Source organism: Mycobacterium arosiense ATCC BAA-1401 = DSM 45069 (genome assembly GCF_002086125.1).
Classification (GTDB): Bacteria; Actinomycetota; Actinomycetes; order Mycobacteriales; family Mycobacteriaceae; genus Mycobacterium; species Mycobacterium arosiense.
Genome location: NZ_MVHG01000101.1, coordinates 1 through 18,146 on the forward strand (window position 1 = coordinate 1; position 18,146 = coordinate 18,146).

The window sequence follows — 18,146 nt, forward strand, 5'->3', positions numbered from 1 at the left end:
CCCGAGTGCCCTCCCCGCGCCATTCCAGCGTCGCGCCCACCGGTTGCGCCGGCCGCACCGCGTCGACCGCGTCGCCCGCCGCGTCGGCCACCCCCCGCGCCCCGGCCCGGGTGATCGCGATCGGCATGCCCGAAATTCGGGCGGCCAGCGCCACATAGGCCTCGAAATCCAGCCCCGCGATCACGCCGTCGGCGAAGATGCCGGCGGCCCGGGACAGCGCGGCCGCGCGCCGGGCAAACGGCAGCGGTGCGGACTTGCGCTGCGCGCCCAGCGTGCGCGACACATACAGCGGCGGGACCAGACTCAACTCCGCAACCGCGGCACCGGCGGTGGTGTTGACGAGTTCACGTCTGCGGGTCCGGTATTCGCCGTCGGCACCGAGCGCGTCGAGGGCTACCAAACCGGCTGCGGCACAACCGTTCTCAGCGGCCACGCTCAGTACACGCCTTCGATCACGGCCTCGCCCTCGAAGGTGGGCACCGGCCGCACCTCGCTAATCGAATCGCTGAGATCACCCGCCGGTCCGGGCATCCTGATCGCCAGGTCGCGCTCCAGGTTGTTCGGTATGAACATGCCCTTGCTGATGTGGTGCATCACCACCTGACCCGGTTGCCCGTACGCCACCCGTTCCCAAGTGTCGGGATCGACCACCCAGAACGCCACATACGGGGTACGCGGGTCGAAGACGAAGGAGCCGTCGTCGCCAGTCCTGGTGACCGCCTGCGACAGCACCATGGTGCTGCCGAACGCCATGGTGATGGTGGTCGCGGGAAAGATGTCGCGCAGCAGGTCGAGCGTGTCGGCGTCCACGTGCGCCCCGCTGAGCAGCAGATAGCGGATCTTGTCGTTGATCAGATCGACCACTGGATCGTTGCGGGCGAGCGCCTCCAGCAGCGGTGGGGTGGTGTGCAGGTTGGCCACGGCCTGCGTCCGCAGCACGAAGACGGCCTGCTCGACGACGTGATCGACATACGCGGCCACCTCGGCCGCCGCGCCGCGCGCGGCGAGCTTTTTGACCCAGCGGGGATCGATGTCGATCGCGTGAAAGGTGGCGCCGAGCCGGTGCGACACCTGCCGGGAGAAGTAGCCGACGCCATGCGGACCGCTCGGCATCAGGCACAGGAAGCCCTGGCCCCGCCGGAAGCCGCCCGCGGCGAAGTCCTCGGTTTGCCATTCGATGACCTGCGCGACCCAATCCGGCAGCTGCACAGTGCGTTTCGGGGCGCCGGTGGTACCACCGGATTCGAAGATCTGGGGCACCGGTGGCCGGGCCCCGTAACCGCGCGGAATGAGGTCTTCGGCCGGAACACTGCGCAATTCGTTGACCAGGTTGGGGAACAGCCGCAGATCGGCAAAGGTGTTGACGTCGGTCAACGGGTTGAAGTTCAACGTGCGGGCGGCCCGCAGCCAGAACGGCGAACCGGTGTCGTCGCCGAAGTGCCAGGCGATCGCCGCCCGCAAGTAGGCCTCGGCGTCCGCCACGGGTGCTGCCCGCGGGACGTCCAACAGCGAGAAATCGACTCCGGCCATGCCCTCGATACTGTCGCATCGAGGACGGCTGCGCCAAGGACGGCGGGCGCCCGCTCCCGCCGCCATATCGCCGTATCCGCTTATTTCACAGGGAGTTTCATCTGCGTGCACGCGGTGTTCAGCGAGAACCGCCCGCCGAGCTGCCGAACATCGCGGTGATCGTCTCGTTGAAGCGGGGGTAGATGTCGTCGTAGGTGCCATCGCGCTCGGCGAACCGGAACATCTTGGCGCGCTCCACCACGATCTCCTTGGCCTGCGGCTGGGTCTGCAGCAGAGCGATCGTCTCGGTGATGTAGTCCTGCAGCGGCATTGCCCGGGGATCGAATCCCCGCTCGCCCTGCAGCGCGGTCTGCACCTGCGGCGGAATGATCTCGATGACCTGCACCGAGGTGTCGCGCAGCTGGAAGCGCAGCGATTCGGTGTAGGAGTGCAGCGCCGCCTTGGAGGCGCAGTAGCTCGGGGTGAGCGCGCTGGGCATGAACGCCAGACCGGAGGTGACGTTGAGGATGGTGGCGCGCGGCTTGCGCAGCAGCGCGGGCAGCAGGGCCGCGGTGAGCCGGAGGGGTCCCAGCAGGTTGATGGCGACCGACTGCTCGGCCAGGCCGACATTGCCGGTGGTGAGGTCCTCGACCCGCTGAATGCCGGCGTTGTTGACCACCACGTTGAGGTCCGGGTAGTGGTCGGTCAGCTGGGTCGCGAACCGGCGGATGTCGGCGGGGTCACCCTGGTCCAGCGACAGGGTCTGCATGCCCGGGTTGGCCTCTGCGACGGCCCGCAACCGGTCGCTGCGCCGGCCGGCGATGATGACCTGGTTGCCCAACCGGTGGAAGGATTCGGCCAGACCGCGGCCGATTCCGCTGCCACCGCCGGTGACCAGCACGGTGTTGCCCGTCATCTGCATCGCGGTTCTCCCTCGCCTCGCCCCGCCATCGGCTCGATCGACCGGCCCACCGAGCCGACGTAGCGGAATGCCCCATTGCGCAGCCGGCTAACCACGATGCCCTATCCGTGGGGACGCTGTCACGGACGTCGCCGCGGCGGTGCGGCGCAGCCGCACGCCCGGTTACGCGGCCGGGCGGTTGTGCAGCCGGCGCGGATCGACGCCCGCGCGGTCCCACGCCGCGGCCGCCCAGCTCATGTAGAGCACCCGGACGGGCAGCCGGTTGAACAGCGGGTTGAGCGCGCGGATGGCCGCGGCGACGCGCTCAAAGCGCTTCTCCTTCTTGGCATCCCACCGCAGCCGGCACACCTCGCGCATCTGCGGTGGCAGCGTCCCGACCACGACCAGCCGGGTGTAGGCGTTCAGCGGAGCCGAGAGGACTTTCCACACCGGCCTGGGAATCCGGCGTGGGCCCGGGATGCCCTTGCGGATGTAGCCGGTGCCGTACAGCACCGTCTTGTGCGGGACGAACCGGTCGAGCATCTGGTCCCAGTAGGCCAGGAAGTCGTCGTAGGTCTGCGGTTGCCCGCGGTCGCTGACACCATAGAGGCCGTACCAGAGCTTGCCCTCGTTGAAGATCTGCTCCTTCTCGGCGTGGCTTAGCCTGCGGATGAACATGTCGGTGTTGTAGATGACCTGGTCGACGAAGCTGGCGTGCGCCCAGTAGAACAACTCCGGATTGAGCGCGTGATACCGCGAGCCGTCGCTGACGGTGCCCTTGATCGTCTTGTGAAAGTCCCGCACCTTACGGCCCCACTCGTGCGGTTGGTCGGAGTAGACGGTATTCATCAGAGGGGGCGCGGTCCGCTTGGCCCGGCCCAGCGTGTCGCTGAAGATGACGGAGTGATCCAGCACGCCCTGGGCGAGCTGCTCGATGCAGTTCTCCACCCCGGCGGTGCGCTGGAACCCGAAGAGCTGAGTCCGGATGTCTCCGTAGAACTTCCAGATCAACGAGTCCGGCCCCAACCGCGGGGCGGCGTCGGCGATCGCGTCATCGACGGGCATCGGCATCGCCTCGCGGACTCCGGTGTCGAAACGCGACCCCGCACTTGCCGTAGCCAACTCGTCGTTCCGGGCTGTCATGCCCACCTCCTCGCCGTACCCGCGCTGCGCGGCCGCAACCCAGATGAATCATTGATACAAAACCGTATCTTTGTTTCAGTCGCTTTGTACGTTAGCAAGCGCGCGTCGCCGTCGCACTTTCCGGGTCTCGGCGCCGGAAAAGTCCGCCGTGAACCATGCCGAGGAGTTGATACGATGCCGCCAATCATGCAGTCCACGGGCTCTGCTACCGCCGAGGCGCTGAGCGATCTCGATCGCACCATCCTGGACACCGCGCGCCACGTGTTCGAGACCTACGGCGTGCGTCGCGCCAATATCGACGACGTCGCCGCCCGCGCCGGGGTGAGCCGCAGCACCATCTACCGTCGCTTCCCGACGAAAGAGAATCTGTTCGCCCAGGTGGTGCGGCGCGAGGCCGGACTGTTCTTCAGCACGCTGGACCAGGCGACGACGGGCTGCGACCCGCAACAGGCGGTGGTCGAGGCGTTCGCGCTCGGGGTCCGCCTGGTGCAGGACTCCGCGCTGTACTCGCGGATCGCCGAGAGCGAACCCGAACTGTTCGGGATGTTCTCCCGGTCGCAGGCGTTTCCGATTCGCCAGTTCGCCGACGGGATCGCCCACACCCTGCGGCGTTGCGGCGCCGACCTGGCCGACGCCGACCTGAACAACATCGCCGACATCCTGCTTCGTGTCGCCCTGGGGATCATCGTCTTCCCTACCGATCGGCTCGACACGGCCGATCCGGCGGCGGTTCGCGACTACGCCGGGCGCTATCTGGTTCCGATCATCAGCCGCGAGCGGTCGGGGTAATGGGCCTCGACTTGTCGGCGGCCTGAACTAGCCTTATTCCGTGGCTGGGAGTTCTGCGGCTCCGCGGACTCGGTACGCCAGTTGCGGCGAGATCGACATCGCCTATCAGGTCTTCGGCGATGGCCCGATGGACCTGCTCGTGCTGCCGGGCCCGCTGATCCCGATCGACTGCGTCGACCTCGAGCCCTCGATGTACCGCTTTCATCGCCGGCTCGCGTCGTTCTGCCGGGTGACCCGCTTCGATCAGCGCGGCATCGGCCTGTCCTCCCGGGTTCCCTCGCTGGACATGCTCGGCCCGGAATCGTGGGCGCAGGATGCGCTCGCCGTGATGAACGCGGTCGGTTGCGAGAAGGCCACGATCTTCGCCCCGGGTTTCACCTCGCTGGCCGGTGTGGTTTTGGCGGCCGACCACTCCGATCGAGTGAACAGCCTTGTCATAGCCAACGGCGCGGCGCGCACGCTGCGGGGTCCCGACTACCCCATTGGCGCCGAACTCGACGCCGCCGACCGGTTCACCTCGGTCGGGATGGAGCCGGACGCCGTCGAGCAGGGTTTCGACATGCTGGGCATCATCGCCCCCAGCGTCGCCCACGACGAGGCATTCCGCTCGTGGTGGGACATGGCCGGTAACCGGGCCGCGTCACCCAGCATGGCCCGCGCGTTCATCAACAAGGTCCGGGAGGGCGACGTCCGCGACAGGCTGCCACGCATCGCCGTGCCGACGCTGATCGTCCATCGCGACAACCCCGACTTCAGCCCCGTCGAGCATGCGCACTACCTCGCCGAGCGCATCGCCGGATCGCGTCTCGTCGAACTGCCCGGATCCGACGCCCTGTACTGGGTCGGCGACACCGGCCCCATGCTGGACGAGATCGAAGAGTTCATCACCGGAGTCCGTGGCGGCTCCGAGGTCGAGCGGCTGCTCACCACCATCGCGTTCACCGACATCGTCGGCTCCACCGAACGCGCCGCCGCGCTCGGTGATTACCGCTGGCGGGACCTGCTGGACAACCACGACAGGATCGTGCGTCACGAACTGCAGCGGTTCGGAGGTCGCGAAGTCAACACGGCCGGAGACGGATTCGTCGCGACGTTCAGCAGCCCGAGCGCGGCGATCGCCTGTGCCGACGCCATCGTGGACGCCGTTCATGTCCTGGGCATCGAGGTGCGGGTCGGCATTCACGCCGGCGAGGTCGAGGTGCGCGGCGCGGACGTCGCGGGCATGGCCGTCCACATCGGCGCGCGGGTGGCCGCGCTCGCGGGGCCCAGCGAGGTGCTGGTGTCGTCCACGCTGCGCGACATCGTGACCGGCTCACGGCACAGGTTCGGCGACCGCGGCGAGACCCCGCTCAAGGGCGTGCCCGGTGCTTGGCGGCTGTACGCCCTAGTTCGAGAGCACGCCGGCGTCCGGCGGTAACCGGACCGCAACTCGCAGCGGTCGAAGCGCCGGGTCCCCCGGCGTAGGCTGCGCACGGGGGCTTACCGGAGCCGAAGAGCCCGGCCTTCCGTTCGATTTCTCGCGTCCAGCTTGGTATTTGACCGAAGGAGTACGCATGACCGACGTGCACACCTCACTGCCTCCCGCCCTCCGGCGCGCCCTGGATCTGCTCATCGATCCGCCGGCCGATCCCGACGTGAGCCGGGGCTATCTCGACCTGATCGGCGCCGGCACGGCGGCCGGCGGCGTCGTCGAGCAGAACACCGGTCCCATCCAGGCGGCGTGGGCGTCACCGATCGGGTCGCTGCTCTACGACAACGCCCAAGCGCTTTCTCGGCGCTGGATCAGCGCATGGCAATTGCCGCTGGAATGGTTGGACGTCCCGCAGGGCGGTATCGCGCTGGACGTCGGATCGGGGCCGGGCAACGTCACCGCGTCGCTGGCCCGTGCGGCCGGTCCGCAGGGGCTGGCCCTCGGCATCGACATCTCCGAGCCCATGCTGGCCCGCGCGGTCCGCAACGAGGCCGGGCCGCAGGTCGGCTTCATCAAGGCCGACGCACAGCGACTTCCGCTGCGCGACAGCACCATTGACGTGGCGGTGTCGACCGCCGTGCTGCAGTTGGTTCCCAATCCCGGGGCCGCCCTCGCCGAGATCGCGCGTGTGCTGCGCCCCGGCGGCAGGCTGGCCGTCATGGTGCCCACCGCCGGGCGCCTGGCCCGGTATTGGCGAATGCTGCCCAATGTCGGGGCGCACGCGTTCGACGATGACGAAATCGGGGATGCGCTGGAACACAACGGCTTTGCCAGTGTGCGGGTGAAGACCCTCGGGACGTTCCAGTGGGTGCGCGCCAAGTTGGGCTGACGCGCAGAGGGTTGCCGATGGCGGGTGCGCAGTCTTAGTCGGGTGATTGCGCCAGCACGGCGAGCCGGTCCATCGACTCCCGCAACATGTCGGCCGTCGTCGCCCGGGCTTTCTCGAGGCGGGTGGGGTCGGTGAGCGCCGTCCAGTCGTAGGTGTGGGTCACCGTGGTGAGTTCGGCGTTGACCGGGCTGAGCTCCCATCGCCACAGATGGCCTGGCGGCTGTTTACCGGGTTCGGCTGGGCGCCAAGCGATCACACTGCCCTCGACGAACTCGGTCACGTGATTCTCCCGCACCGCGCCATTGGTCAACGTCGTCTTGAACACGTCACCCACTCGATGGACACGCTGACCGGATGCAGACGACGCCAGATTGTCGTTGCCGTCCCAGCTCGGCTGCCGGGACGGATCGGCGATCAGTTCGAAGATCCGGGCCGCGTTGGCCGACATCACGCGGGTGGCGCTCACGATGCGTTCGGTATCGGACATATCGCTATCCAAACACGTGCGGTCGTGCGGCGCGCCGGTGACTTTGCGCCCCGGTCTTCGAAGTAGGCGGTTCACCCCATCCGGGGCAGCGCCTCGATGGGTCCGGACAGCGCCGCCTTGACGTAGCGGGTGTCGTCGTCGGCCAACACCTCCGTGTCGTCCCGCTCGATGCCGTCGACGATCGCCCGTGCCACCTGGCGCGGGTCGTTCTTGGGTGCGTCGAAGCCGGCGGCCATGTCGGTGTCGGTGAAGCTGAGGTGCGCGGCGACGACCAGGGTGCCCTGCTTTTCGAGTTCGATGCGCAGCGAGTTCGTCGTCGACCACAGTGCGGCCTTGGAGTCGCCATACCCGCCGGATCCGGGCATCCAGGACAGGATCGAGGCGATGTCGACCAGTGCACCGCCCCCGTTATCGGCCAGGATCGGCGCGAACACCTTGGCCACGCGCAGCGCGCCGAAGTAGTTGGTCTCGAAGACCGCTCGCACCTCGTCGATGTCGCTGTCGAGCAGCGTCCGGGCGCCGAGAACTCCGGCATTGTTGATGACGATGTCGGCGTCCGCGGCCCGAGAGGCAAGCGCGACGACCGATTCCGAATTGGTGACGTCCAATTCGACGCTGACCACGCGGGGGTCCTGGCTGGGCTTCGGTGCCCGGGCCGTGGCGTAGACCTTCGCCGCGCCCCGGTCCAGCAACTCGGCCACGATGGCCTTGCCGAGACCGCGCTGCCCACCGGTGACCACTACCGTCGACCCGTTGATGTTGACCATGAACTTGCTCCTTTGACTGAGGCAAACACTCTTTGCTTACGTCACAGTAGTTGATCGGATCGACATAGCCAAGTATTGTTTGGTTATGTCTTCACCGTGGGTTGCGTCACAGCGATACGGCTGCGCGGGGGCTCCCGGCGGCCTGGGCCTGGTCCAGGACTTCCTCAACACGAGGGCCATCGACGGCTACGGGCCGGACCTGCTGGCCGATCCGGGGCTCGCCGGCGACTGGGTGGCCGCCGCGGTGCGGGCGTGGTCGTCCGTACGTGGCGCGGACCCGTCGCCACCCCGGCTGGGCGACGAGGACCTGGCCAAGCTGCGCGCAGTCCGGGCCACCATCGAGCAACTGGTGGCGGGCGAACCACCGAGGTCTCGTGGCGTCGACGGTGTCGCTGCATCCTTCGCGGTGTCCGATGCCGGCCGGGTGCGGCTGGATCCTCATGGCAGCGGTTGGCGTTGGCTGGCGTCGGCGCTGTGGAATGAGATCCTGTTGAGCCAGCAAGCCGGGACCTGGCGGCGGATCAAGCGCTGTCATAACCACCGGTGTGGCTCGACGTTCTACGACCGCTCGAAAAACAACAGCGGGGTCTGGCATGACGTCAAGACGTGCGGCAACGCCGTCAATCTGCGCGCCTCCAGGGCACGCCGACGCGAACGCGATCGCGCGCGCCAATCAGGCGTTACGCCAGAGCAGTCGGTAGCGGTAGTAAAGACCCCGCCGGACGCGAGCTCCCGGTAGCACGTCGGCGGCCGCCCGCCGGATCTCGGCGAGGCCCTCGCGGGGGTCGGCCACCGCAACGCCGATGTCTCGGGTTTCCCGATGCAGCAACGATCCGACGCGCGCGGCGGGCGTGCTGAGGCCGGCCCACAGCCAGTCGGCAGCGCTTTTGTTGGCGGACAATCCCACGACAGCCAATTGCCCAGCGGGCCGCAGCAGTTGACGCGCCTTTTGCAAGGTGTCGCGCAGCGGCAGATGATGCAGGCTGGCGACGAAAGTGATGAGGTCGAAGGAAGCCTCGCCCAGCTCGAGATCCTCAAAGCGCCGCAGTTGCGCCGAGGCGTTCGCGATCGGCTGCAATCGCTGCGCCGCGCGCCTCACCGATGTCGGATCCGCATCGATCCCGACGACGCTGCGCGACACCGCGGCTAACCGCTGAGCCAGCAGCCCTTCCCCGCATCCGACGTCCAAAACGTCGCCGCGGTGTCCCGAGGCGATGCCGACCAGCCACGAGTGATAGGCGCTGTTGTGGTTCCAGTAGTCCTGGTGCTTCGCGTAGTCCTCCACCGCCGACCCAGTCTGCCCGACCGGGCCGTCAACAGCGTTCGGCGCCCCGGGACATCAACCGCGGGCCCACGGCGGCCGGCCGTCGGGTGCTTTTGCGCATCGCGTGCCACGCGCCGGATGCGCGCGCCTTCAGGGGCGCGACCAGGTCGAAAGTCGCGGGAGCCTGGCTGACCCAGGCTGGAAGTGTGGCCACAGTCGGTTTCCTTTGTTCTTTCGGCCTGTGCGCCGACTCATTCAATTGCACCGCGGCCGTTTTACGGGGGCGCCGCGCCGCGGTAAACGCCACGAAAAGCCGTTTTGTGGTCTACGGCACACGCGGGGGGTGAAAAAAGACACGCAACAGTTGCTCAATGAAAACTCTTGAACCGGCGCAGATACCCGGGCAATCGATGTGCGGGCACAGCCTTGGGCCAGTCATCGGGTCGAAAATACGCGTCGGTACCGCCGTCCACGAACACTACACTGCCGCAGAGGAAATCGGCGGCGTCCGACAGCATGAAGCACATCCAGTCGGCCAAGTGCCCCACGTCACCGAAGCCCCCGACCGGGACGGGAAACGACCGGACGGCCTTGGCCTGCCTGGGATCCGAAAGCTGTTCTTGCAGAAGCGGTGTCATGATCGCGCCGGGTGCCAGGGCATTCAGCCGCACGCCCGCCCCGGCCCACTCCGGTGACACCGCGTGTCGTCGCACCCAGCGGCTCAGGGCGATCTTCGTGGCGCCATACATCATGGTCGGCGCCGCCGGGCCCAGTAGCCGCACCGCTCGCAACGCCTTGTCGGCATCGTGGGCGAGCAGCGCGTTGACGGCCCGGCGCGGCACCCCGGGCATCGTCGTCGCCGAATTGCTGGCCACGACAACAACCTTCGCGCGCTCGGCGGCGGCCAGCGCCGGGCGCCAGGCGGCGAGCAGCTCCACTACCCCGAAGTAGTTGACCGCGCCGATCTGGCGGACGCGATCCCGGCCGGGGCCGGGGCCCAGCCCGGCGGCCAGCACGGCGCCGTCAAGCCTGTTGGCCGAGGCCACCAGGACGCGCTCGGCGGCCTCTGCGCGCCCGTGCGGCGTCGCTAGGTCGGCCACGACGTCGGCATCCTTGATGTCGACGCCGATGACGGTGTGCCCGTTGTCCCGAATTCGCCGCGCCGTCTCGCGGCCCATCCCGGAAGCCGACCCGGTTACCGCATAGATCCCCATTGACTCTCCGTTCCAAATCGCCGTCGAGGCCGACAGCGTGTTTATCGAGCCCAACCGGCCACCGGCGTACCGTCGGTGCGTTCAGTTTCCGGCCGCCGCCCGTTCGACGTCGAGCAACTGCTCACCGCGTCGTTCCTCGTCGTAGGCCCTACGGCCGCCCCGCAACCCGAACAGCCGTTTCGAGACCAGTAGGTAGATCACCGCGGCGACGTTGATGGTGAAGGTCACCAACCGGGTCATCGTGATGCCCTTGGCCAGGTCGTGGATCTCGAGCGGCAGGAAGACCGAGGTGGCTATCACCGCGAAGTATTCGCCCCAGCGTTTCAGCAGCCACAGGCCCACCCCTTCGACCACCTCGAGCAGCGCGTAACCGGCCAGCATCAGGGTCAGCAGCGTCAGGGTGGACGGCTTGGCCGCCAGCGCCTTTTCCAGTTCGTGCACGATGGTCATCTGATCGACCTTGAACCCGGCGGCGCGAAAGATGGGCAGGTCGCGATCGAGGGTTGCCTGGATGGCACCGCGCGCTCCGCGGAACTTCCACACCGCATAGGCGGCCAACGCGATCACCAGCGCCCGCAACAGGCGTTCGACCGCCAAGATGCGGATGATGATGGCCTGTCGTAAAGCCTTGCCGCGCATGATCATCGGTGCGTCTTCGGCGCGACCACGCCCGTTTGGCTCGCCGACGGTGAATTCCCCGCACCGCAGGCAGCGCCACACCTCACCCTGCCCGGTGCGCCCGCTCAGCCGGTCGGCCAGGGACTCCTCGTCGGGCGCATAGGTGACGTGACCGGCAACCGCGCAGGTGACCAGCTCCCAGCGGTTGCGGCCGTGATCTTTACCCATGGCCGGATCATTCATGGCGCGCGGCCGGCCACGCAAGGGGGCGCGCGGATGCGTCAGAAGCGGGGCCTGCTGCGCGCGCACCGCGGCGTGGGAAGCACCGACCCGAGCAGCCCGGTGAGTTCAGCGACCTCGATCTCGTCGATCCGGGCCACCGCCGCGACGATGGAGTCGCGTAGCGGCTCATCGCAGAACGGTTCGGCGAGCCAGCTGAACTTGTCCACCACGCGTTCCCAGGACATCGGGCGGGTGGGGGATCCTTCATAATCCGACTGCTCGCGGCGCAATTCCCGCCCGTCGTTCGTGATCACGTGCACACGCGCCGCCGTACGTCGCGGATAGTCCGCGGTTAGGTCGGCGGCCGGCCTGACCTCCACCCGGGACAACAGGTCGGTGACGTCGCTTCGCGAAACCCGTGCGTTCTCAAGCTGTTCGGGGCCTACGCCGCCGTCAAGGAGGGCGACCGCGGTAAGGTATTTGAGATTGTAATCGGCCTGCTCCTTGGTGATCGGGTGTTCCTTATCGCCGTAGGCTCCCCCACCCGCGAAGTCGTAGGCGCCCTGGAATACCTCGAGGACCACCCGCGCGACATCCGCGCCGCGCAGACCGTGCGCATCGCGCACGGCCAGGATCGCATCGATGACGACCTGACCGTGGATCAGCGAGCAATATTGCTTCAGGTAGGTCTGCTCGACACAGGTGAGGTCACGGTCGGCGGTGTGCAGATCGATGGGCTGATCGAACAGCTGCACCAACCCGTGCGGGCCTTCGAAGAGCGACTTGGGTCCGGTGATGCCGCGCGCGGCCAGCATCGTCGTATACACGGCGCGCATCCCGGTGATGGCCGGCGAGATGCCCTTCCAAATCGAAACCGGTTCGGCGTGCACGGTCGCCAGTGACACGTTGTCGGCCGCCGCGGCGGCGATGGCGTTGGCGGTTTGCTCTGCGTTCAGTCCCAGCAGCTTCGCGCTGCCCGCCGCAACCGACATCGCCAGCTGCAGCGCGTGGTTGAGTCCCCGGGCCATCACGGGAACCTGTGCGCTGAACCGGCATTGGATCTCATAGGCGACCGCCAGCGCGAGCAGAAAGTCGGATCCGCCGGCGCCGGTGTGCTCGGCCACGGCCAGCACGGCACCGACGTTGTCGGCGGGATGGCAGAGCCCGCCCACCGTCAGATAGGTGTCGAGCAGATCGGGGTAGCGCACCAGCACCGCGTTGAAGAAGGCGGCCTGGTCCACCGATGCGCGGCCGCCGCCGACCAGGGTGGCCGTCGGGGCGCCGCCGAACTGGGCGGTGTGGTCACGGATCGTCGGGATGAGCTCGCCGTCCAGGGCGCCGACGGCGCACGCGATGCTGTCGAGCAGGTTGCGCTTCAACAGTGCGCCCGGTTGCCCCGTCAGGTCCTCCGGCTGGGCACCGACGACGAAATCCGCCAGCTCGTCCACAATGTGGTTATGTGCCACCAGTTTTCGCCTCTCGCTCTTCACCATCGGATGAAAATGCGCGCTGAGGCGCCGCCCACGATCCATCTGATGAGTGGGCCGGGCGCGATTCGCTGAGCGCGGTCGTCTCGTCGGTCAGATGTTTCCCGATCTCTCGAATCTGTCGCGCGCTCAACGCGCACAGCGGGTGTGCGGCCACCATGAGGGCGACGCGGCCCCGCTCGTCGAAAACCGGTGCGGCAATCGTCACGACTGGTTGTTTCCGACGGCCGGGGTTGTCGTCGGAGAGGAACCCGATGGTGGTGAACTCGATTAGCAGCTGGTCCATGATGCGGCGCACCGGAGTCGGCATCTCGCTGCTGTCCAACGTGCCGACCACCTGCACCGCCTGCGCGAGCGCCGGCGTTGTCCAATCGACGTCGAACCCCCGCTCGCGGGTGTGCGCCAACACCTGTTCGAGGCGCTGGGCGCGTTCGAGATTGTCCCCCGCGCCGCGCCGGATCCACGCGCGTTGCTCCTCCACGGTGTCCCACGCCGCCATCGCGACGCCGAACGGCGGCGCGTAGGGAATCCGGTCACCCGGTATCCCCGACGGCTGCGTGGCGGGTTCGCCCTCAAAGGCGGTGACCACCAAGGAATCACCGAACTTCTCGACCACCGAGCAGGCGTAGCCGACCTCGCGGGAGAGTCGCAGCGCCGCGGACCGCGCCGCATGGGCGAGCGGCCGGGCCGTGTCCGTGCGCGCCGCCACCACGGCGAGTGCCGGTCCGAGGGCGAAGGTTTTCGTGACCGGATCTCGACTGGCCCACCCGCGGTCGCACAACGTCTTCAGGATCGCGTGCGCGGTCGCCTGGGTGAGATCCAGTTCGCGGACCACGTCGGAGAAGCGCAGCCGCGCGCTGGGAGACCGCGCCAGCAGCTCGACGACATCGAGCACTCGGGCGGTCGGCGCTGACGTCGAGCCGCGAATCGCTTGACTCCTTTACGGCCGCGTTTCTACAGTTGGGCGAACAGTCGAGATTCTAAATCGATTATTCGAGAAAGTTAGCGTATTGCGCGCTGTCGTGTTGCGAGACGGTCGGCTACAGGTCCGGCAGACGCCGGCGTTCAACGACGTTGGCGCGCAACGTGGATTGCCCGGGCCTGCAGTCGTATTCGAATGCGTGGGCGCGTCCGGACTGATTCAGCGGCTCGTCGAATCCGCCGAGCTAGCCGCATCTACTGTGCGGGCGGCTGGTACACCGGCGACGCCCTGGACATCCTCACCGCCACCCGTCAGGGCGTCACCATCCAGTTCGGCGGCGGGCCGCACCCGCAGGACTGTACGGCACGCCCGACGCCATCGTGGCGGGCCGGTTGGACCCGCTGCCGAGCGTGGGCAACATCATCGGCCTCGACGAAGTGCCCGACGCCCTCGATCGAGCCCGCAGGTCCGAGGGTCCGCCGGCGAATCGTCGTGCATCCGAATGGAGATATCCCGTGAGCGAACGTGATGACCGGCAAGACATCTCCGACCTGCTGGTGCGCTATGCGACGGGGATCGACCGGCGCGACTGGCCGTTGTTTCGCACCGTGTTCACCGACGACTGCCAACTCGACTACGGTCAGATCGGCACGTGGAGCGGGCTCGATGCCGTGGCCGACTTCATGGAGCAGGTGCACGCCCTGGCGGGCCACACGCTGCACCGCCTGACCAACCAGGCCATCACGCTGCACGGCGACACTGCCACCGCGCGCACGTATATCGATGGCTTGATCATGGCCGGCGACAACAGTTCTGGCGTCAACGCGATCGGTTTCTACGACGACGACATAGTGCGCACCCCGGCGGGATGGCGCATCGCCCGCCGCCGCTACACCCAAGTCCGCATCACGACGGTCGGGGGTGGCTAGATGACGTTCGCGACGACATACGGGCCGTGGGCGCTGGTGGCCGGAGCGTCCGACGGCGTCGGTGCGGCGTTCGCCGAAGAGCTCGCCTCGCGCGGTGTCAACGTCATTCTGCTGGCCCGGCGACAAGCCGTTCTGGACAGGGTCGCGGCCGAGATCGAAGCCGGGACATCGGCGCAAACCCGCACCGTTGCAATCGATCTGGCGCAGCCTCGGGCGGCGGCGGCGATCGCCGCGGCAACCGCTGACCTGGAGATCGGCATGCTGGTGTATTGCGCCGGCGCCGACCCGAATTTCAAGCCCTTCCTTGCCACTTCGATCGAAGCCGCCGAAGCGATGGTGCGACGCAACTGCGTGGTCCCCATGCAGCTGTGTCACCACTTCGCCCCACCGATGGTGGCGCGAGGCCGCGGTGGCATCGTCATCTTCGGTTCCGGTGCGGGGCTGGCCGGCGGACCCAACATGGTCGCCTACGGCGCCTCCAAGGCCTTCGACATGGTATTCGCCGAGGCGTTGTGGGCCGAACTGCACGACAAGGGCGTCGACGTCCTGGGCCTCATCCTGGGCAAAACCAATACCCCGGCGCTGCGCTTACTCGAATACAGCCGCGGCCAGATCGGCTCGCCCGACGAGGTGCCATCGGACGCGGCGGACGTGTCCGGCGTGGTCGCCGAGGCGTTCGAGAACCTGGGCAACGGCCCGACCCTGATGGTGGGCGACACCATGCGTGCCGCCGCACAGGTGCTGGCGTCGGTGAGCCGCAATCGAGCCGTCGAGCTCTTCGCGCAGGCGGCCGCCGCGGCCATGGGGCCGGAGGCCTAACGAGGAACCCAGCCGTTCGCTGGGTACCGCACGGGGTGATCGCGAGGTTTGCCAAAGTTCCAAATCAGGGCTGCCTAACTTTCTCGTCTGCGGAGCCCTGTACAGCAAATATGGGCTAGGGAGCGGCGTTGCTTTCGTAGACCCGCCGCGTTGCTGGCCCTGCCGGCCGGGGGTACGTTGGGTAACCGGTTCACCACGGCCACCGCGCCGACGTGGCCACCCGATCGCCACCCCCCGCGAAGGATGACGATGCTCGCCATAGACCGGCCCACGGCCACCGTCTCGCCGACGGCTAGCTGGCGGCGCCGCACCCTGACCCGTTCTGGACTGATCACCGGCGCGTTCGTCGTGCCGGCCGTGGTCGTCCGCGTCGCCGGCCTACATACCGGCGCCGTGCCCGCTCTGCTGGTCTTCGGAGCCGCGGTGGTTTCGGCCAGCTTTTTGCTGGCGTGGGCGGCCGAAGCGGCCCAGATCGACGTCTCCGGGGGACTCGCGACGGCGCTACTCGCCTTGATCGCGGTGCTGCCCGAATACGCCGTCGACCTCTACTACGCATTCGTGTCCGGCCACAACGCGGAATACACGCAATACGCCGCGGCCAACATGACCGGGTCCAACCGGCTGCTGATGGGGCTGGGTTGGCCCGTCGTGGTGCTGGTCAGCATCTTGGTCGCTCGCAAGTCCGGGTCGGACAAGTTCACCGGTTTGACGCTCGAGCCAGCAAACCGCGTCGAACTCGGCTTCCTGTCGATCGCCGGCGTGATCGCGTTCGTCATCCCGGTGAGCGGCCAGATCCATCTCGGGCTGGGGCTGGCGTTGCTGGCCTGGTTCGGGTTCTACCTCTACAAGGTCAGTCACGGCAGTGTCGAAGAGCCCGATCTGATCGGCACCGCGGCCGCTCTGGGGGACCTGGCTGACGGTCGTCGACGCGCCGCCGTGATAGGCCTCTTCTTGGTGTCGGGCGGGATAATCCTGCTGTGTGCCAAGCCCTTTGCCGACAACCTTGTTGCCGCGGGTACCGAACTCGGCATCAACCGCTTCCTGTTGGTGCAGTGGCTGGCCCCGCTGGCCTCCGAGGCGCCGGAATTCATCATCGCGATCATCTTCGCCACCCGCGGCAAGGGCACGGCGGCCATCGCCACGCTGATCTCCTCCAAGGTCAACCAGTGGACCCTGCTGATCGGGTCGTTGCCGATCGCCCATCTGCTGGGCGGCGGCGGGTTCGCCCTGCAACTCGACCCCCGCCAGGTGGAGGAAGTGCTGCTCACCGCGACGCAGACGATGATGGGCGTGGCGCTGATCCTGGCGCTGCGGTTCCACCGGGCCGCCGCGTGCACACTGCTCGGCCTGTTCGTCGTCCAGTTCCCGATCTTCTCGACGCAGGGGCGGCTGCTGCTCTGCGGTGTCTATGCCACGGTGGGCATCGCCGCGCTCATCGTCAATCGCCGCCATCTGGCCGGCACGCTCACCGCACCGTTCTTCGGCAAGGCCATCCGGCACAGCGGTCACCCCCACCTCGACGTCGAGGGTTCCGCTCGCCCCCTCTAGCCGCCGACCTGCCCCGGGCCCGGGCTCGCGATCACCCGGCGTATACCGTCGGATCATGAGTCGAGTGTCGGTGATCACTGGCGGGGCGGGGGGCATGGGGCAGGCCACGGCGAAAATCGTCGGCCGCGACCACACCGTGGTGCTGTGTGACGTCAGGCAGGACCGCCTCACCGCCGCGGCCACGACGCTGCAGGACCTCGGGATCACCCCCACGGTCGTCAATTGTGATGTCACCGAACGGCAGGCGGTCGCAGATCTGCTGAAAACGGCCGGCGGTCTCGGTGCATTGGTCTCGGTCATCCACACCGCGGGGGTGAGCCCCAGCATGGGTGCCGCCGACTATGTCATGCGGACCAACGCCCTGGGCACCGTCAACGTCGACGAGGAGTTCTTCGCGGTAGCCGAGCAGGGCGCCGTGATCGTCAACGTGGCATCGATGGCTGCGCACATGTTGCCCGCGGAAATCGTTCCGGCGAACCACTTTCCGCGAGCGCTGGATGACGGGGACGCCTTCATGACGGCCATGCTGGCGGCGTGCGAGATCGCTCCCGAAGACGCGCGTTCCGGCCTGGCATACGCCATCAGCAAGAGCTTCGTGAAGTGGTACAGCCAGTCGCAGGCGGAGCGCTTCAACGCCCGCGGGCTGCGCATCGTCTCGGTGTCACCGGGTTCCATCGACACCGAGATGGGCAGGCTCGAGGAGCAGGCAGGCGCCGGCGCGATGGTTGCCGACGCGGCGGTCCCGCGGTGGGGTAAGCCGGAGGAAATGGCCGAGCTTCTTGCCTTCTGCGCCAGCGACAAGGCCGGATATCTCACGGGCACCGACATCCTCAACGACGGGGGGGTCATCGCCTCGATGACCGAACGAGCCAGGGTGGCCGCCGACACTAGACCAGGTAGTACAGCTCCGCGTGCGGGGCGAGTTCGGTTGCGCCGGTAGAGGGTTCGTTGATTTTGCGTCCCGCCAGCCTGTTGTGGGCGTAGCGCACCGCCTTGAGGGTGGCCGAGAATTCCTCGTCCTCTTCGGGGAAGACCTGCTCGGCCGGGAACCAGCTCTTAAAGCCTACGTTGTTCAAGACGCCGAGCGTATCGTCGCGCACCCCGGCCAGCAGGACGGTGACCCCGCGCTCGGTCACCTCACGCAGGAAGTTGTCCGTTGTCGTTCTATCTGAGGCAGGTGCGGGCGTCTGACCTGCGGTGCCTCAGATCAAATGGCGATCCTGTTGC

The 18,146-nt window shown here is 67.6% G+C and carries 18 protein-coding genes and 3 pseudogenes; 9 read left to right on the plus strand and 12 right to left on the minus strand.

What is annotated here, in order from left to right:
- The 4 genes and pseudogenes from BST14_RS24560 to BST14_RS24575 all read right to left on the minus strand — a co-directional run.
- A pseudogene (locus BST14_RS24560) lies at positions 1–433 on the minus strand (aldehyde dehydrogenase family protein); the annotation flags it as partial.
- Between the two features lie 2 nt (positions 434–435).
- A complete protein-coding gene (locus tag BST14_RS24565; RefSeq protein ID WP_083066932.1) occupies positions 436–1,530 on the minus strand; it encodes an acyl-CoA synthetase family protein in 1,095 nt (364 codons plus the stop codon).
- Between the two features lie 118 nt (positions 1,531–1,648).
- Positions 1,649–2,431 (minus strand): SDR family oxidoreductase, encoded by a 783-nt coding sequence (locus tag BST14_RS24570; protein ID WP_083066933.1) that lies wholly within the window; start codon positions 2,429–2,431, stop codon positions 1,649–1,651.
- Positions 2,432–2,593: 162 nt separating this feature from the next.
- On the minus strand, positions 2,594–3,553 hold the full coding sequence (locus BST14_RS24575; protein ID WP_083066934.1) for an oxygenase MpaB family protein: 960 nt from the start codon (positions 3,551–3,553) through the stop codon (positions 2,594–2,596).
- A gap of 174 nt (positions 3,554–3,727) precedes the next feature.
- Between BST14_RS24575 and BST14_RS24580 the strand changes: the two genes are divergently transcribed.
- The 3 genes from BST14_RS24580 to BST14_RS24590 all read left to right on the plus strand — a co-directional run bounded on the left by BST14_RS24580 (position 3,728) and on the right by BST14_RS24590 (position 6,642).
- Positions 3,728–4,342, plus strand: a complete 615-nt coding sequence (locus tag BST14_RS24580) for a TetR/AcrR family transcriptional regulator (protein WP_438502208.1) — start codon at positions 3,728–3,730, stop codon at positions 4,340–4,342.
- Positions 4,343–4,382: 40 nt separating this feature from the next.
- Positions 4,383–5,759 carry a bifunctional lipase/adenylate cyclase LipJ gene (gene lipJ, locus BST14_RS24585; protein ID WP_083066935.1) on the plus strand — a complete coding sequence of 459 codons (1,377 nt, stop codon included), beginning with the start codon at positions 4,383–4,385 and terminating at the stop codon, positions 5,757–5,759.
- Positions 5,760–5,895: 136 nt separating this feature from the next.
- A complete protein-coding gene (locus BST14_RS24590; RefSeq protein ID WP_083066936.1) occupies positions 5,896–6,642 on the plus strand; it encodes a methyltransferase domain-containing protein in 747 nt (248 codons plus the stop codon).
- A gap of 34 nt (positions 6,643–6,676) precedes the next feature.
- Here the strand turns inward: BST14_RS24590 and BST14_RS24595 are convergent, their stop codons facing one another.
- Positions 6,677–7,129 (minus strand): SRPBCC family protein, encoded by a 453-nt coding sequence (locus BST14_RS24595; protein ID WP_083066937.1) that lies wholly within the window; start codon positions 7,127–7,129, stop codon positions 6,677–6,679.
- 71 nt (positions 7,130–7,200) lie between these two features.
- Entirely contained in the window at positions 7,201–7,896 is a 696-nt protein-coding gene (locus BST14_RS24600) for an SDR family oxidoreductase (protein ID WP_083066938.1), read from the minus strand.
- 148 nt (positions 7,897–8,044) lie between these two features.
- Between BST14_RS24600 and BST14_RS24605 the strand changes: the two genes are divergently transcribed.
- Entirely contained in the window at positions 8,045–8,635 is a 591-nt protein-coding gene (locus BST14_RS24605) for a CGNR zinc finger domain-containing protein (protein WP_083066947.1), read from the plus strand.
- Here BST14_RS24605 and BST14_RS24610 read toward each other — a convergent pair.
- The 5 genes from BST14_RS24610 to BST14_RS24630 all read right to left on the minus strand — a co-directional run bounded on the left by BST14_RS24610 (position 8,570) and on the right by BST14_RS24630 (position 13,596).
- A complete protein-coding gene (locus tag BST14_RS24610; protein WP_083066939.1) occupies positions 8,570–9,181 on the minus strand; it encodes a class I SAM-dependent methyltransferase in 612 nt (203 codons plus the stop codon). The two genes, BST14_RS24605 and BST14_RS24610, sit on opposite strands and share 66 nt — an antisense overlap.
- A 347-nt stretch (positions 9,182–9,528) precedes the next feature.
- Positions 9,529–10,374 carry an SDR family oxidoreductase gene (locus BST14_RS24615; protein ID WP_083066940.1) on the minus strand — a complete coding sequence of 282 codons (846 nt, stop codon included), beginning with the start codon at positions 10,372–10,374 and terminating at the stop codon, positions 9,529–9,531.
- Positions 10,375–10,455: 81 nt separating this feature from the next.
- Complete coding sequence (locus tag BST14_RS24620) at positions 10,456–11,220, minus strand: DUF2127 domain-containing protein (protein ID WP_083066948.1); 765 nt, start codon at positions 11,218–11,220, stop codon at positions 10,456–10,458.
- A 53-nt stretch (positions 11,221–11,273) separates the two neighbouring features.
- Positions 11,274–12,662: an MmgE/PrpD family protein gene (locus tag BST14_RS24625; protein WP_083066941.1), complete on the minus strand. Its 1,389-nt coding sequence runs from the start codon at positions 12,660–12,662 to the stop codon at positions 11,274–11,276.
- Between the two features lie 7 nt (positions 12,663–12,669).
- Positions 12,670–13,596, minus strand: a complete 927-nt coding sequence (locus BST14_RS24630) for a helix-turn-helix domain-containing protein (RefSeq protein ID WP_245845689.1) — start codon at positions 13,594–13,596, stop codon at positions 12,670–12,672.
- A 166-nt stretch (positions 13,597–13,762) separates the two neighbouring features.
- On the opposite strand from BST14_RS24630, the pseudogene BST14_RS31620 reads away from it, so the two are divergent.
- The 5 genes and pseudogenes from BST14_RS31620 to BST14_RS24655 form a co-directional block, all read left to right on the plus strand.
- Positions 13,763–14,142, plus strand: a pseudogene (locus BST14_RS31620) (MDR/zinc-dependent alcohol dehydrogenase-like family protein); the annotation flags it as partial.
- Positions 14,139–14,552: a nuclear transport factor 2 family protein gene (locus tag BST14_RS24640; protein ID WP_083066942.1), complete on the plus strand. Its 414-nt coding sequence runs from the start codon at positions 14,139–14,141 to the stop codon at positions 14,550–14,552. The pseudogene BST14_RS31620 and the gene BST14_RS24640, both read left to right, overlap by 4 nt.
- On the plus strand, positions 14,553–15,371 hold the full coding sequence (locus tag BST14_RS24645) for an SDR family NAD(P)-dependent oxidoreductase (RefSeq protein WP_083066943.1): 819 nt from the start codon (positions 14,553–14,555) through the stop codon (positions 15,369–15,371).
- Positions 15,372–15,614: 243 nt separating this feature from the next.
- Positions 15,615–16,919, plus strand: coding sequence for a sodium/calcium exchanger protein (locus BST14_RS24650; RefSeq protein WP_083066944.1), 1,305 nt, complete (start codon positions 15,615–15,617; stop codon positions 16,917–16,919).
- A 55-nt stretch (positions 16,920–16,974) separates the two neighbouring features.
- Positions 16,975–17,859, plus strand: coding sequence for an SDR family oxidoreductase (locus tag BST14_RS24655; RefSeq protein WP_083066945.1), 885 nt, complete (start codon positions 16,975–16,977; stop codon positions 17,857–17,859).
- On the opposite strand, the pseudogene BST14_RS24660 reads toward BST14_RS24655, so the two are convergent.
- Positions 17,807–18,114 (minus strand): annotated as a pseudogene (locus BST14_RS24660) (SulP family inorganic anion transporter); the annotation flags it as partial. The gene BST14_RS24655 and the pseudogene BST14_RS24660 overlap by 53 nt on opposite strands.
- Positions 18,115–18,146: the final 32 nt, after the last annotated feature.

Excerpts from the sequence above, each read along its gene's own strand:
- BST14_RS24565 (WP_083066932.1), bottom strand. The coding sequence starts at position 1,530 with ATGGCCGGAGTCGATTTCTCGCTGTTGGACGTCCCGCGGGCAGCACCC.
- BST14_RS24600 (WP_083066938.1), bottom strand. The coding sequence starts at position 7,896 with ATGGTCAACATCAACGGGTCGACGGTAGTGGTCACCGGTGGGCAGCGC.
- BST14_RS24620 (WP_083066948.1), bottom strand. The coding sequence starts at position 11,220 with ATGGGTAAAGATCACGGCCGCAACCGCTGGGAGCTGGTCACCTGCGCG.
- BST14_RS24595 (WP_083066937.1), bottom strand. The coding sequence starts at position 7,129 with ATGTCCGATACCGAACGCATCGTGAGCGCCACCCGCGTGATGTCGGCC.
- BST14_RS24650 (WP_083066944.1), top strand. The coding sequence starts at position 15,615 with ATGACGATGCTCGCCATAGACCGGCCCACGGCCACCGTCTCGCCGACG.
- BST14_RS24645 (WP_083066943.1), top strand. The coding sequence starts at position 14,553 with ATGACGTTCGCGACGACATACGGGCCGTGGGCGCTGGTGGCCGGAGCG.
- BST14_RS24580 (WP_438502208.1), top strand. The coding sequence starts at position 3,728 with ATGCCGCCAATCATGCAGTCCACGGGCTCTGCTACCGCCGAGGCGCTG.
- BST14_RS24655 (WP_083066945.1), top strand. The coding sequence starts at position 16,975 with ATGAGTCGAGTGTCGGTGATCACTGGCGGGGCGGGGGGCATGGGGCAG.
- BST14_RS24615 (WP_083066940.1), bottom strand. The coding sequence starts at position 10,374 with ATGGGGATCTATGCGGTAACCGGGTCGGCTTCCGGGATGGGCCGCGAG.
- BST14_RS24575 (WP_083066934.1), bottom strand. The coding sequence starts at position 3,553 with ATGACAGCCCGGAACGACGAGTTGGCTACGGCAAGTGCGGGGTCGCGT.
- BST14_RS24590 (WP_083066936.1), top strand. The coding sequence starts at position 5,896 with ATGACCGACGTGCACACCTCACTGCCTCCCGCCCTCCGGCGCGCCCTG.
- BST14_RS24570 (WP_083066933.1), bottom strand. The coding sequence starts at position 2,431 with ATGCAGATGACGGGCAACACCGTGCTGGTCACCGGCGGTGGCAGCGGA.